Source organism: Streptomyces sp. NPDC007971 (assembly GCF_042958635.1).
In the GTDB taxonomy this organism is placed as follows: Bacteria; Actinomycetota; Actinomycetes; order Streptomycetales; family Streptomycetaceae; genus Streptomyces.
The window spans coordinates 16,883-32,086 of the sequence record NZ_JBIBJK010000027.1; the positions used below are offsets into that span (position 1 = coordinate 16,883).

At 73.4% G+C, this 15,204-nt stretch carries 9 protein-coding genes; 7 read left to right on the forward strand and 2 right to left on the reverse strand.

The annotated features are described in order from the left end of the window. Nucleotides 1–288 precede the first annotated feature (288 nt). From ACFZCP_RS39615 to ACFZCP_RS39635, 5 genes are all read left to right on the forward strand, one after another. Nucleotides 289–3,504, forward strand: a complete 3,216-nt coding sequence (locus ACFZCP_RS39615; RefSeq protein ID WP_391439537.1) for an amino acid adenylation domain-containing protein — start codon at nt 289–291, stop codon at nt 3,502–3,504. Next, the gene (locus ACFZCP_RS39620) at nt 3,504–5,612 is read left to right on the forward strand and encodes an amino acid adenylation domain-containing protein (protein WP_391439541.1); all 2,109 of its coding nucleotides are present in this window, start codon (nt 3,504–3,506) and stop codon (nt 5,610–5,612) included. Before ACFZCP_RS39615 ends, ACFZCP_RS39620 begins: the two co-directional genes overlap by 1 nt. Before the next feature lies 1 nt (nt 5,613). Then, nucleotides 5,614–7,521 carry an amino acid adenylation domain-containing protein gene (locus ACFZCP_RS39625; protein WP_391439544.1) on the forward strand — a complete coding sequence of 636 codons (1,908 nt, stop codon included), beginning with the start codon at nt 5,614–5,616 and terminating at the stop codon, nt 7,519–7,521. After that, nucleotides 7,511–10,723, forward strand: coding sequence for a condensation domain-containing protein (locus tag ACFZCP_RS39630; protein ID WP_391439549.1), 3,213 nt, complete (start codon nt 7,511–7,513; stop codon nt 10,721–10,723). Before ACFZCP_RS39625 ends, ACFZCP_RS39630 begins: the two co-directional genes overlap by 11 nt. Nucleotides 10,724–10,822: 99 nt before the next feature. Next, nucleotides 10,823–11,431 (forward strand): hypothetical protein, encoded by a 609-nt coding sequence (locus ACFZCP_RS39635; protein WP_391439552.1) that lies wholly within the window; start codon nt 10,823–10,825, stop codon nt 11,429–11,431. A 19-nt stretch (nt 11,432–11,450) separates the two neighbouring features. On the opposite strand, the gene ACFZCP_RS39640 is transcribed toward ACFZCP_RS39635, so the two are convergent. Together ACFZCP_RS39640 and ACFZCP_RS39645 are read right to left on the reverse strand one after the other, a co-directional pair. Then, nucleotides 11,451–11,624 (reverse strand): hypothetical protein, encoded by a 174-nt coding sequence (locus ACFZCP_RS39640; protein ID WP_391439555.1) that lies wholly within the window; start codon nt 11,622–11,624, stop codon nt 11,451–11,453. Nucleotides 11,625–11,793: 169 nt separating this feature from the next. Beyond that, nucleotides 11,794–12,660: a hypothetical protein gene (locus ACFZCP_RS39645; RefSeq protein WP_391439558.1), complete on the reverse strand. Its 867-nt coding sequence runs from the start codon at nt 12,658–12,660 to the stop codon at nt 11,794–11,796. 498 nt (nt 12,661–13,158) lie between these two features. Here ACFZCP_RS39645 and ACFZCP_RS39650 point away from each other — a divergent pair, with 498 nt between their 5' ends. Further along, a complete protein-coding gene (locus ACFZCP_RS39650) occupies nt 13,159–13,758 on the forward strand; it encodes a WHG domain-containing protein (RefSeq protein WP_391439562.1) in 600 nt (199 codons plus the stop codon). A 248-nt stretch (nt 13,759–14,006) separates the two neighbouring features. Then, a complete protein-coding gene (locus ACFZCP_RS39655) occupies nt 14,007–14,999 on the forward strand; it encodes a zinc-binding dehydrogenase (protein ID WP_391439565.1) in 993 nt (330 codons plus the stop codon). Nucleotides 15,000–15,204: the final 205 nt, after the last annotated feature.

Below are 15,204 nucleotides of genomic sequence, written 5' to 3' on the forward strand. Positions count from 1 at the left end.
CCCCGGAACGCACCGCATCCGGGGAAGCCGACGCCTCACCGGGCTGCAGCGCACCACCCGGGTCCACCCCACTCCCGCCCGGAGCCACCCCGCACCACCGCACACCCCGCACGAGCGGATCCGGGGCGCCCCTCGCGGCACAGCACCGCCACGACCCGGAGCACCGCCCACCCCCGCGCCCCACGTTCCACACGGCTGCGCGCAACCCGCGAAGCCGCCCGCACGACCGTGCCGGCCACGACCGGGACCGGCACCGGCAAACCGCCCCGACGACCTCAGGGATCGCCCATGTTTCCGCTCTCCTCCTCGCAGGAGATCGTCTGGCTGCACGAGCAGATGCAGCCCGGCAGCCGCGCCTACAACTTCACCGCCGCACTCGACCTGTGGGGCACCCTCGACACCGAGGCGCTGCGCCAGGGGCTTGTCGCCACGCTGGCACGCCACCCCGGTCTGCGGCTCGAACTCGTCGCCTCCACGGGGTCCGTACCGGGGCAGCGGGTCGCGCAGCAGTGCCTGCCGAGGCTGCACACGGTCGACCTCAGCGGGGGAGAGGACCCCGAGGCTGCCTTCGCGCAACTGCTGCGCACCGAGGCCGAGACGCCGCTCGACACCTTCGAGGCACCGCTGATCCGCTGGACGCTCGTACGGCTCGCCGAGCGCCACCACCGGCTGGTCCATGTGGAGCACCACCTGATCCACGACGGGCACTCCTTCGCGATCCTGCTCGACGACGTGTTCCGCGTCTACCGTGCCCATGTCCTCGGCGAGACCCCGAAGCTGCCGCCCGCCCCGTCGTACGCGGACCACGTCCGGGCCCAGGCCGAGGCCGCGTACGCACCCGAGTCCCTCGACTTCTGGCGGAACGAACTGCGCGACCAGCCCCACGACCTGCCGCTGCCCGGCCTCACCCGCCCCGGCGCCCGCCGCAGGCACCACGGCGGCCAGCTGCGACAGGCGATCGGCGCCGATCTCGCCGAGCGGCTGCGCGGGCACGCCCGTGAGCGCGGCCTCACCCCGTTCGCCACGCTCCTCGGCCTGTTCGCCGAACTCCTCCGCCGGCACAGCGGCCGCTCCCGGATGGTCATCGGCACCGCCGTCGGCAACCGCCCCCTCGGCTACGAGGACGCCGTCGGCATGTTCGTCAACACCATCCCGCTGCCGCTCGCCCTCGACGCGACCACCCCCGCCCAGGACACCATGGACGAGGTCACCGACACCCTCATCCGCGCCCTGCCGCACCAGGACGTACCGGTCCAGGAGCTGACCCGGGCGCTCGGCATGCACACCTCCGGCGCCGACAACCCGCTGTTCTCCGTCATGTTCAGCGCCCACGACGCACCGCTGCCCGAGATCGACGTACCCGGCCTCGACATCACTCTCTTCGAGGGGTTCAACACCGGCACCACCCGCTTCGACCTCGATGTGGTGCTCCTGCCGGACGACCGGCGCGGCGTCACCCCGCGCCACGGCGCGCCCGGAATGACCCTGGTCTGGGACTACGACGCCGACCTCCTCGGCGAGGACGTTGCCCGGCTGCTCACCGGCCGCTTCCTGGACCTGTTGCGCGCCTACCTCGCCGCCCCCGAGACCCCGCTGGCCGACCTGGCACCTGCCGCGGTGGAGCCGGCCGCCCGGGCCGTGCCCGTCCCGGCCGACCGCGATCCGCTGGATCCCGCGGCCGCCCACCACCCGTCCCTGCCCGCCCTGCTGTGCGGCGCACGCCGCCTCACCTACGGCGAACTCGACGAACGCGTCGGCTCGCTCGCGCAGCGACTGCGCACCGCGGGCGTGACGCCCGGTCTGCCGGTGGCCGTCGTCCTGCCCCGGGGGACCGACTCGGTCGTCGCCCTGCTGGCGTGCCTGCGGACCGGCGCCGTCTACTGCCCGCTGTCCCCGTCCGACCCTCCGGCACGGCTCGGCCTGCTGCTGGAGCGGCTCGCACCGGCACTGGTCCTCACCGGCGACGGCACCCCGGACCTCCCGGAAGCACTGCCGACCGCCCGGATCGACGCCCCGGTACTGCCCCGTGCCCACGAGGCGGACGTACTGCCCGGAGCCACCTACGTCATCCACACCTCCGGCTCCACCGGGACGCCCAAGCCGGTCGCCGTCGGCCGCGCGGCGCTGGAGCACCATCTGACCGCGACCGCCGACCGGTTCGGCCTCACCACCTCGGACCGGGTGCTGATGTTCGCCCAGCCGTCCTTCGACGTGGCGCTGGAGGAAGTGCTGCCCACCCTGTACTCGGGTGCGTGCCTGGTCCTCCCCGAGCACGAGGTGCCCACCGGCGCGGAACTCGCCGACCTGCTCGCGTCCGCCCGGGTCACCGTCGCCAACCTGCCCACCAGCTACTTCCTCGCCACCCGCGAGGACCTGCGGCCCGTCCTGCGCGACGAGAGCTGGGCACCGAGGCTCCTGGTCCTCGGCGGTGAGCGCCTTCCCGCGCAGGCACTGGGCGGCGTCCTCGCCGACACCGACGCCACCGTCCTCAACGTGTACGGCGTCACCGAGGCGGCCATCAGCTCCACCGTCCACGAGGTCTCCCGCGAGGCACTGGCCGAGGGTGCCGAGATCCCCCTCGGCACCGAACTGCCGGGCGAGCGCGTCCATGTCCTGGACGCCCACCACCGGCCGCTGCCGTCCGGCGCCGTCGGTGAACTCGCCGTCGCCGGGCCGGGCCTCGCCGAGGGGTACGCGGGCAACGCGGAGGCGACGGCCGCCCGGTTCGTCACCGTCGACGCGCTCGGCGGTGAGCGCGTCTACCTCACCGGTGACCTCGGCTACCGCGGTCTGGACGGCCTGCTGTACTTCCTGGGGCGGCGCGACAACCAGATCAAGCTGCGCGGCCACCGCATCGAGCTGGAGGAGATCGAGGCCGCGGCGTCCGCGGCGCTCGGAGGCCGCTCCTGCGCCGTCGTGCTGGACCGTGAGAGCTCCGGAGGGCCCCGGCTCGTCGGCTTCCTCGAAGACGCCGCCGACCGCGGGGACTTCGACGAGAAGGCGCTCCACGCCGAGCTGAGCCGCCGCCTGCCCGGCCCCCTCGTGCCGGCCCGGTGGACCCGGCTGGACACCATGCCGACCCTCGCCGGCGGCAAGCCCGACCGGACGGCCCTTGCCCGTCGCGCGGCGGCACTCGACCCGGTGCCCACCACGGCGTCCGGTCCCGCGTCCGACACCGACACCATGTCCGGGACAGCGTCCGACACCGAGGCCGTGTCCGGGACTGCGCGCGGGCAGGGCCCGGCGGCCGCCGGCGTGCCGGACGATCCGATGACGGCCCTGCTCACGGAGGGCTGGCGCAAGGTCCTCGGCCACAGCCGCTTCGACGCCCGCTCCCACTTCTTCCACAGCGGCGGCCATTCCCTGCTCGCCGCCGAGCTCGCGGCCTGGCTGGAGCCCCGGCTGGGCACCCGCCCGCCACTGAAGGTGCTCTTCCGCAACCCTGTGCTCGCCGACCAGGCCGACGCCCTCGCGGCCACCGCCACCCTCACTTCGGAGTCGTGATGACCCAGTCCCTGCCCACCCTCGACACCCCCGCCGCGTCCCTCACCACCGACACCGCGCCCGCGCCCCGCGCCACCGGCACCATGCCCGCGCCCCGCGCCACCGGAACGGCGACCGCGCTCCTCACCGACGGCAGCGGCATCACGACCGCGCCCCTCGTCGGCGGCACCGGCACCAGCATCAGCACCGGCACCGGTATCAGTACCGGCGCTGCGACCGCGCCCGGCGTTGCCGAAATCGGCACGGACACCGGCACCGGCACCGGTGCCGCGTCGAGCATCGCCCACGGCCCGGCCGCCGAACCCACCGCCGTGCTCGCCCGCTTCGAGGACTGGGTACGACGGACCCCGCAGGCCCCCGCCGTCATCGACGGCGACCGGACCTGGACGTACCGGGACCTCGACACCGCTGCCGCCCGCGTCACCTCTGCCCTGCGCGAGCGCATACGGCCCGGGGACCTGGTCGGCGTCTGCCTCGACCGCTCCACCGCGCTGGTGGTGACCGCCGTGGCCCTCGCCCGGATCGGCGCCGTCTACCTGCCGCTCGGCCCCCGCCCCGGCGAGCGCCGTACCCAGGCTGTCACCGAGGACCTCGACGTCGCCTGTCTCATCGGCGACCCCGGTGTCCTGCCCGAAGACCACCGGGCCGGGGAGCGGGTCCCGCTGCCCCTGCCCACCGACGGCGTGAACGCCCCTGCCGCCGCGGTGGCTGCCTTCACCGAGGACGGCCGCGGCGCGCGGCGTGCGCCCGAGGGCGCCCTGTACGCCGTCCTGACCTCCGGATCCACCGGCCGCCCCAAGGCGGTCGCCGTGGCCGAGGCCTCGCTGTCCGTCGCCCTCGACTGGTACCGGGACGAGACCGGCCTGGCACCCGGTGACCGCCAGTCCCTGCTCATCGGTGTCGCGTTCGACCCGCACCTGCTGGAGCTGTGGGCCGCACTGACCTCCGGTGCCGCCCTCGTCCCGGCCCCCGACGACACCCGCTGGGACTCGCAGGTGCTCGCCGACTGGTGGCGCGACGCCGCCGTCACCGTCTCCGTGGCGGCCACTCCCACCGTCGAACCGCTCCTGGACCGGCCGTGGCCGCAGGACCTGAAGCTGCGTCACCTCGTCGTCGGCGGTGACCGCATGCGCCGCCGCCCCGGCCCCGACGTCACCGCGACCGTCCACAACGCCTACGGCCCGGCGGAGGCCACCGTCGTCGCCACCACCCACGCCATGCGCGGCACCGACGCGGACGCGGGCGACCCCGCTGCGCCGCCCATCGGCACCCCGCTGCCGGGCGTCACCGTCGTCGTCACGGGCGACGACGGCCACCCCGTCGCCCGCGGCCAGGACGGCGAACTGCGCATCGGCGGCCACTGCCTGGCGCTCGGCTACCTCGACCCGGAGCTCACCGCACAGCGGTTCACCGCCCCGCCGGAAGACCTGCCGCTGCCCGCGGCCGACCGCCTCTACCGCACCGGTGACCGGGTACGGATGAAGGCCGACGGCAGCCTGGAATTCCTCGGCCGCCTCGACGATCAGGTCAAGATCAGCGGCGTACGGATCGAACCGGCCGAGGTGGAGGCCGCCTTCGAACAGAACCCCAGCGTGCGCAGCGCTGCTGTTACCGTGCTGCGCGACAGCTCCGGCCACGCCCGCCTGGTGGCCCACGTACGTCCCGCCGACGGTGCCGAGCCCACGGCCGCCGATCTGCTCGGCGCGGTCCGCGCCTGGCTCCCCGAGCAGGCCGTCCCCTCCGCCGTGCGGATCGTCGAGGGCTACCCCCTCGACGCCAACGGAAAGGTCGACCGGGCCGCCCTGGCGGCTCAGGGCCTCGCCCCCGCAGTGCCGGCGACGGCTCCCGACGATCTCGCCGGCGCCACGCCCACCGAACGGCTCGTCCTGACGACCGTGCGCGACCTCCTCGGCCGCCCCGGCACCACGCTCGGCGACAACTTCACCGACGCCGGCGGCACCTCCGTCGTCGCCGCCAGGCTGCTCGTGGCCGTCGAGCGCGAGACGGGCGTACGCCCGCGCGCCCACGAACTGCTGCGGAGCACCGACCTGCGCGCCTTCGCCGCCCTCCTCGACCAGCGCCGGACCCCGCGACCGGCAGGAGCCTGACATGACATCCACGACCACGCAGTCCGCCGGCGCGGCGAACCACACGCCTTCGGTGCCGTCCGGAGCCCCGACCACCGCACACGTCCCGCCGCCCGCGCGGGCGGCGGCTCTGACGGCACTCGTCGCGCGGCACGCCGAACTCACCCCGAACGCGCTGGCCGTCGTCGACGGCGACACCACCCTCACCTACGGCCGTCTCGCCCAGGCCGGCCGGGCCCTCGCCGCACACCTGCGCGACCACAAGGTGACCCGCGGCGACCGGGTGGCGCTGCTGACGACCCGGTCGGCCGGCACGATCGTCGCGCAGCTCGCACTGTGGTGGGCCGGGGCCGTGTGCGTACCGCTCGACCCCGCCCAGCCCCGGCCCCGCACCGAAGCGATGATCGCCGACGCGGAGGTGACGCTCACCGTCGGCGACGCGCAGCTGCTGGACGCGGCCGCGCTCACCGGACCCGTCCTCGCCCTGCCCGAGGATCCGCGGCGGTGGGAGCGCGACAGCGACCGCCCCACGAGCGCCGGGCCGGACGAAGCCGCCCCGGACAGCCCCGCGTTCATCATGTTCACCTCGGGCTCCACCGGCCGGCCCAAGGGCGTCGCCGTCCCGCACGCCGCCATCGCCGAACTGGTCACGGCGCCCGACTACGTCACCCTCACCGCCCGCGACCGTGTCCTGTTCCACTCGCCCATGACCTTCGACGGCTCGACGTTCGAGGTCTGGGGGGCGCTCGCCAACGGCGCCGCGGTCGCCGTCTGCACCGTGCAACGGCCCTCCCTGGAGGACCTGGCCCGGCACGTCGAACGCCACGGCGTGACGGTGGCGTTCTTCACCACCGCCCTCTTCCACCAGCTCGCCGCCCGGCGCTCCCGCGTCTTCGCCCAGCTCCGCTCGGTCGTCGTGGGCGGCGAGGCCATGGCCGCCACGCACGCCCGCGAGGTGCTGACCGCCTTCCCCTGGCTGGAGCTCGTCAACGGTTACGGGCCGACCGAGACGACCACCTTCGCCACCGCCCACCGGGTCACCCAGCGCGACTGCGACGCACCGATACCGATCGGCCGGCCCATCGCCGGGGCCACCGTGCACGTCCTGGACGACGACGGCCGCCCGGTCCCGGACGGCGACCGGGGCGAACTGTGGATCGGCGGCAGCAGACTCGCCCACGGCTACACGGGCCTGCCCGAACTCACCGCCGAGCGGTTCGTCGACCACCCCGACGCCGGGCGCATCTACCGTACGGGCGACATCGTCTCCCTGCGGCCCGACGGCCCACTGGAGTTCCACGGCCGCAACGACGACCAGGTCAAGGTCCGCGGCTTCCGCATCGAACCCGCAGAGGTCGAACACGCCCTGCGCCGGGAGCCGGACGTCGACGACGCGGCCGTCACCGTCGACCGCACGGGCACCCCCGAGGCACGCCTCGTCGCATTCGTCGTCGCCGCCCCCGGACCCGTGCCCCCTCCCGCAGCGCTGCGCGAGCGGCTCACCGCCGTCCTGCCCGCCCACCTGGTGCCCGACGCGGTCACCGTGGTGGAGCAGCTCCCGCTCACCCCGTCCGGCAAGGTCGACCGGCGCGCGCTGACCGAACGCGCCCGGGCGGCCGAGAACAGCTCCACGGACACGCCCACGACGGTGATGACACCGCTGGAGCAGGCCGTCGCCGAGGTGTGGAGCCGGGCACTGGGCAACGAGGTCACTCACGCCGACGCCGACTTCCTCGCCCTCGGCGGCCATTCCCTCCTCGCCCTCGCCGTCACCGACGACCTGCGCGAGGAACTCGGGATCGAGCTCGCCCTCGCCGACTTCTTCGCCGCCCCGACCGTCGCCGCCCAGGCCGCCCTCGTCGAACGCGCCCTGATGGCCGCGCACAGCGACCTCCACCCCGAGACCTCGGAGCACAGCGATGTCCACTGACGCCGACTCCACGGCGCGCACCCAGCAGCAGCAACTCCAGCGGGAACTGCTGCGCCGGGCCCGCGCCGGAGCCGCCCGGCGCACCACGGCCGCCCCGGACACCGGCGCGGCCCCGGGCGGGAACGAGCGCTCACCGCAGGACACCGCCCGGGCCGCCACCGACCTGCCCCACGGCCGCGTTCCGCTCTCGCGCGCCCAGCGCCGCATGTGGCTGATGGAACGGCTCGGCGGCGCCGGCGACTCCTACCACGTGCCGTTCGCCACCCGTGTCCGCGGCCCGTTCGACCCGGCAGCGTTCTCCACCGCCCTCACCGCGCTGGTGGCCCGCCACGGGATCCTGCGCACCCGCTACGAGGAGCAGGACGGCGAGCCCTACCAGGAAGTGCTCCCGGCACCGCAGACCGTCCCCGTCCCCGTCGTCGACACCGCCGCCACGCACGCCCCGGCGCTGCTGCAGCGAGAGGCGACCCGGCCGTTCGACCTCACCGCCGGCGAGGCCGTACGCGCACTCGTCCTGCGCCACGCACCCCAGGACCACACCGTCCTGCTGACGTTCCACCACATCGCCGTCGACGGCGGCTCACTGGAAACCGTGGCCGACGAACTCGCCGCCCTCCACACCGCGGCCGGCGACGGAACCGGCCGGCCCGCACTCACCACACCGCCGCAGTACGCCGACCATGCGCGCCGCGAGCACGACGAGATCCCCGGCCTTGAGGCGGAACTGACCCACTGGAGCGGCCTGCTGGCCGACGCCGACCCGCCCCGCCTGCCCCTGCCGACGACGGTCACGCGGCACGCCGCCGCCCGTCCGGCAGCCGTACACACCGTGCCTCTCGCGCCCACCCTGCCCGACGCCCTGCGGGCGCTGGGAGCCGAGCGGCGCGCCACGCTCTTCGCCGTGTCGCTCACCGCGGCCTTCGCCGCACTGCACCGCCTCACCGGCGACAACGACCTCGTCATCGGCGTGGCAGGCACCCACCGCAGCGGAACCGCCATGCGCGGCCTGGTCGGCCTGTGCGTCAACACCCTGCCCGTACGGGTGGACACCTCCGGCGACCCGTCCTTCGCCCAACTGCTGGGGCGGGTACGCGACGCACTCCTGGAGGCCCAGCGCCACCGGCACATCCCCCTCGACCTCGTCCTCGAACGCCTCGGCGCCCGAGCGCGCGGCGCCGACGGCACCGCACTGATCCGCGTCACCTCCGACGTCCTCGGCGAGCCCACGGTGCTCCGGCTGCCCGGTACGTCGGCCGAGTACGTCGACGTCCCCACCGACGGCGCGAAGTTCACCCTCTCCTACGGCCTGGGGGTGGGCGATGCCGGACATCCCGTGGCACTCGTCCAGTACGACCGCAACGCACTGGACGACGCCGTGGCGCAGGCGACCGCACGGGACTACGCGGCCCTGCTCGACGCGGCGGCGTCCGACCCGGAACGCAGGCTGACCGATCAGCCCGGCTTCCGGACGGGGACCGTGTCCGGGACGACGCCCGGTTCCGCCACGCCGCACCTTCCTGCCCGGCGCGATGACGCGGGCGGCGTTCCCGGCACCCGTGATGACGCGGGCGACGACCTCGGCAGGCGCGATGACGCGGGCCACGTCCCCGGCCTGCGCGGCGAGGCCGGCGGCGTCCCCGGAGCGTGCGACCAGGCCGGTGCCTGTTCCGGCGCGGGGTCCCGGCCGACGGGCCGGATGGGCGCGGCCACCCAGTCCTCACCGGCCGGGGAAGCCGGCGCGCCGGACGGCGCCGGCCACCCGGCCGCACAGGCCCTGCGCGCCCACCCGCAGGTCGCCGACGCCACGGTGGTCAAGGCCGCCGAGGGGCCCCTTGTGGCCTATGCCGTCCTGCACGACAGCGTCGGCCCGTCCGGACACGAACTGCTCGGTCTGCTGCGCCGTTCGCTCGCGCCCGAGACCGTACCCGCCACGGTCACGCTGCTCGACGTGCTGCCGCGCACGGCTGCCGGCGCGCTCGACCGCACCGGCCTGCCCGGTCCGCACACGCCGAGCGCCCCGTCCGGCCCCCGCGCCCAAGCCGTCACCGAGACCTTCACCGCGCTGCTCGGTTCCCCTCCGTCACCCGACGACGACTTCTTCGCCCTCGGCGGCCACTCCCTGATCGCAGTGCAGCTGGCCGAACGCCTGCGCACGGAGGTCGGACTACCGCTCACCGGCCTCGATGTGCTCCAGGCCCGGACGCCCCGGGCACTCACCGCGCTCCTCGACGAACGCGCAGCGCAGCAGACCGCCGCCAAGGCCGCGAGCAGGCCGGCCCGCTCCCTGAAGATCCGCCCGGGCACCGTGCTGGTCACCGGGGCGACAGGCGGCGTAGGCGCGTTCGTCCTGCGTGAACTGGCCGCCCGGGGCCGCCCCGTGCTGGCCCTGGCCCGGCCCGAGTCCGCTCATCTGATCACCACCGAGGGCGTCGATGTCGTCGAGGGAGATCTCTCCGACCTGGCCGGGCTGCGGGACGCCGTCGCGAACGCGGACGCGATCGTCCACGCCGCCTGCACCTTCACCCGGCCCGAGGTGGACCTGGCGGCCATGGAGACGATGGCCGAAGCCTGGCGGCACGGCCCGTTCGTGTTCGTCAGCAGCATCGACGCCCATGGACACCCCCGGGCGGACCGGGTCGCCGAGGAGTCACCGCCCCACGAGCCCATCAGCCCCTACGGGAAGGCCAAACTCGACTGCGAGGCGATGGTGCTGGGCGCCGCGGGAACCGAGGGGCGCGGGGGAGCGAGCGCCGTGCGGTCACCGATCGTCTGGGGTGCGCACGACCGGCTGCGCGAACAGCTGCGCTGGGGCGCTGTCGGCAGGCTCTACCAGGCCGCCCGCCACGGCGAACCGATCGAACTCCCTCGCTCCGGCACCGGCGGACACGCCTGGTACGGGGCCGCGTGGGTGCACGCGGCCGCCCTGGCCCGCGCGGTGGCCGAGTGCCTGGACCGCCCTGTGCACGGCGTCGCCAACGCCGTCAGCGGTCATGTGTCCTGGCGCGACCTTGCACACGACCTCACGGAACTCCTGGGCACCTGCGGTGACTTCCACGACACCGACGAGGTCCCTCGGGACCTCGACCACCGCTGGCACTACGACAGCACGCGCCTGGCCCGTCCGCTGCGGGCGCGGCCGGGGGAGGACCGACGGACCGTGCTGGCCGAGATGATCGAGGGCATGACGCCCGACAACGGCTGACGCGCAGGCGGCGCCCGGATCCCTTCAGGGAGTACCGGGCGCCCGCCGCGCCGTGCAGGGCGATCGGCCCGGCGGCGCCGACAAAGGCGAAGGAGTTGAATGACGCCGGCGGGGGAGGCGCTTGACGCTCGCGGACGGTTCCACTTTCCTGTCCGTGTGCCGGAAATGAACGACAGTGTTCTTCACGTCCTCATGGCGTCCATGGGTGCGCTCCCCACTTTTAATATCGTGTACTTGTCGCCTGGTGGGAAGGTCAAGGACAGGGTTCTCAAGCATGACCTCCTCCACGTGCTTCTGATCGACAGGGAATGGCCCGTCACCTTCAGGTTCGAGGACGAGTACAGTGCCGCCGTCGTGCAGGCGGTTTTAATGAGGGACTGCCGAGTGTCGGCCCGGTCCGTGAGCGGAAGGACGTCTGCCTGCTCCAGGCCGGTGCCCGGCCTGGACGAGATTCGCGAGGTGACAATCCCCGGGGTGGTCTCGTTTCTCAGGAATGTGCTGGGCCGGTTCGGACTGCGCGTCCCGCACGATTTCAGACCGCCGGACATTGAATTCATCCAGGAGTACTACCGGTTGGGCCTGCTCTTCGCCGAGGAGTTCCGCGCGATGCACGGTGAGGACTATGCCGCGATTCCCGCGGAGACATTGAAAGACATTCCGTTCGCGCATGTGTTCCGGAGCTTCCAGCGGGCTGCCGCGAGACTCTGAAATCCCGGGCGGAGCCTGATCATTCAAGTGCCCCGGACTTTCCCTGCTCGAACGCGACGCGGCAGCGTTCCACCTGGTCGGCCACCTGCTCCATGAACCAGCGCATGATCTCGTAGGGGACGACGTGCTCGTCACCACTGTGGATGTGGACGGCGTAGTGACGGCCTGCGTGTACTCGCAGCTCTGCCGGCACGGCGGCAGGCTGCCGCAGCTGCGAGGCCAGGGCCACGGAGATATGCAGACCGAGGTCAGCCCCGGAGGGGCGGGCGTTGTGCGACCCGCGGCCGGGCGGTGGCTCGCCGGGACCGGTCCGGCGACGGCGGCTCTCCCGCTGTTCCCGACCACGGGTCGCTGAGGGGCCCCTACGGGCGCCAGTCCGCCTCCAGGTCATGGGAGTCGGTCTTGGTGAGCTGGGTCAGTCCGGTGCCGTCGGCCTTTACCAGGTAGAGGTGTTCGGGGTCCGCGTCGTCGCCACCGCCTCGGGTGAAGACCAGACGGCTGCCGTCCGGGGACCATGAGGGGTTCTTGTCGTTGAGGCGGGCCGCGGTGATGCGGTGCACTCCGGTGCCGTCGGGGCGGGCGACGTAGAGGTGGGCGAAGCCCGAGGAGTCCACGCGGCTGAAGGCGATCCGGTCGGTGCGCGACCAGTCGGGGGTCCAGTCGTGGGAGCCGGCCGCGGTGACCGCCGTCTGGGCCAGGGTGGAGAGCCGGATCCGCATCACCCTGCTGTGTCCGCCCGCGTCCGCACGGTTGAACGCCAGGTACTTGCCGTCCGGGGACCACGTCGGGTGGAGGTCGTCCGCCGTGGTGTGGGTGAGCCGGGTGGCGGGGGTGCCGTCGACGTCGGCCACATAGATCTCGCGCTGGGTGCCGACCGGCTTCGCGTAGGCGATCCGCTTGCCGTCCGGGGACCACGCAGGGTCGGAGGCGCCCTTGGTGCCGGGGACGGCCTTGAGGTCACTGCCCGAGGACTTCATCGTCCAGATGCCGTCGATGGCGCCACCGGATCCGTAACGGACGAAGGCCACCTGCTTGCCGTCGGGGGACCAGGTGGGCATCACGTCGCTGACCGTGGAGGTGTGGGTGAGCTTGACGGGCGTGCCACCACCGGAGGAGATCGCGTAGAGGTCTTCGACGGGCGCTGCCGCGGTGTAGCGGGCGAAGACGATCGGATGGTCGCCCGCCGCCCCCGCGTCACCTGCGGCGCCGAGGGTCAGAGGTACGGACATGGCGAGCACCGCGGCGGCCACCGCCGCTCGGCCGCGCCGCGTTGTGCCGTTCCTGCCGCCCCTGCCGGTTCTTCGGTCCCCTGCGGCGGTTCTGTCATTGCTGGTGCGGAGTTGTTCGTGCGTCAAGGTGTCCACCCCGATCCCTCCCGGCGGCCCGTTGCGGGCCGCTCCGGCCGGTAAACATCCCACCCGGCCGGGTTCCGGGGAAGCGCCCGCGCCCGGTGGTACGAGCCCTGTGACATGTTCCGTACATCGCTGTCACACGCGATGCGGTGCCGGTGCGCGGGCGCCTCCCGAAGATCACGAACAGGCCGGCTGCGATCTTCGGCGTGCGCCTGCCGTTGGTGCATCGTTGGTGCAGGTGCGGGCGAAAACCCTCCCCTGTGCCGTCGCCCCCCCGCAGCAAGGTGCGCCACCGCCTTTGCTGATCTCTTATGATGTGTGCTCTGCTCACATCGGAGTGGCAGTCTGAGCAGCGGCAACTTCCGAGAGGTGATCATGCCCAGGTCGAATGCCTCGTATCACCACGGCGACCTGCGTGCGGCCTGTCTGCGCGCCGCCCGGGAGCTGCTGGAGCAGGACGGCGGTGCGGCGCTGTCCCTGCGCGCCGTGGCGCGGCGCGCAGGCGTGTCGCCCACGGCTCCCTACCGTCACTTCGCGGACCGCGACGCACTCGTCTCCGCGGTCGCCGCCGAGGGCTACCGGGAACTCGCGCAGAAGCTCCTGGCCGCGCACCCGGCACCCGCGTCGCCCGACGACATGGCTCTCGTCGCCGTCGCGTACGTCGCCTTCGCGCTCGAACATCCGGCGCTGTTCCGTGCCATGTTCTCGGAACCCTGCGACCCGGGCAGTGACGAACGGGTCGCCGCGACCGCCGCGATCTCCGGGTACGTGGACAGCCTCGCCCGGCGTGCGTTCCCCGGTGTCACGTCGGACGCGCTGCCGACCGCCGTGTGGGCCCTGGTCCACGGTCTGGCGGTCCTGCACCTCGACGGCAAGCTGGACGCTTCCAGTCCCGACGCAGTGGCCGACCGTGTCGGTGCCGCCGTTCGTGCCCTGCTGGCCGCGCAGCCGACCTCGACCCCGTCCGCACCGTGAAGCCCCGCGTCGCAGGCTGACCGCTCGACCAATGTTGACGCTGCTCACTTCCGCGCCCTAATGTGTGCGGTGTACACATTGAGGCTGAGGGCAGCCGGTCCCGCCGACGCCGGGCCCGCACATCGCTTCGGCTGCCGTACGGCGCACCCAGGCCGGGCCGGACCCTGTGCCCTTCCGCCTTCACCTCGACAACGCCGGACAGGCGTCTACACCGCCGCCACCCTTGTGGACGTGCGCGGAGGAGCATCATGAAAGCAATCTCGATCAAGGAACCCGGGGGACCGGAAGTCCTGCGGTGGACCGACGTGGAAGACCCCCGTCCTGCTGCGGGCGAAGTGATCGTCGACGTCGTCGCCGGCGCCGTCAACCGGGCCGATGTCGCACAACGCATGGGCCTGTACCCGGTCCCGCAGGGGGCGTCGCCCTACCCCGGGCTGGAGGTCTCCGGACGGATCGGCGCCGTCGGTGACGGCGTGACGGGCTGGCAGCCCGGCGACGAGGTGTGCGCACTGCTGACCGGAGGCGGGTACGCGCAGAAGGTCGCCGTCCCAGCCGCGCAGTTGATGAGGGTGCCGAAGGGCGTCGGCCTGGTCCAGGCGGCAGCCTTGCCCGAAGCCACCAGTACGGTGTGGTCCAACGTCTTCATGGCCGGTGCCCTGAAGGCCGGGGAGACCTTCCTCATGCACGGCGGCGCCGGCGGGATCGGCACGACGGCCATCCAGATCGCCAAGGCCCGTGGCGCCCGCGTCGTGACCACGGTCGGCGGGCCCGAGCAGGCCGCCCGGGTCCGCGAGCTCGGCGCAGACCTCGCGATCAACTACCGCACCGAGGACTTCACCGAGCACGGCCCCTACGACGTGATCCTCGACGTCATCGGCGGCGACTACCTCTCGCGCAACATCGGCTCCCTGGGTACGGACGGACGCCTGGTCGTCATCGGTCTGCAGAACGGTCTGACGGCCGAACTCAACCTCGCCGAACTCGTCTTCAAGAGGATCTCGTTGCACGGGACCGCCCTGCGCTCACGCCCGGCGGAGCAGAAGGCGGCCATCGTCGCCGAGGTCCAGGAGCACGTCTGGCCCCTGATCGAGAGCGGAGCCGTGCGACTCGTCGTCGACCGAACCCTGCCGATGGACCAGGCTGCGGAGGCGCATCGCATCCTGGACGCCCATCACATCGGCAAGATCCTGCTGGTCAACCCGGACGCGGTACAGCGGTACAACGGGAACGCCCGACCGTGAAGCCGCCACGGCAACACACAGGCCCTGCCGTGGTCCGTGGACCCGTCGCCGTGGATCCGCTGTCCGTGAGGCGGCGGATCACCGCGTGCCCGTGCGTGGCGATCGGGCAGCGGCCGGCCATGCGAACCACCCCTGGACCGCGCGTCGGCCGAGTCCCCCTCCAGCTCCTCCGGAGGCCCCTCCGACGGCCCCTCCAGGCCCCTGG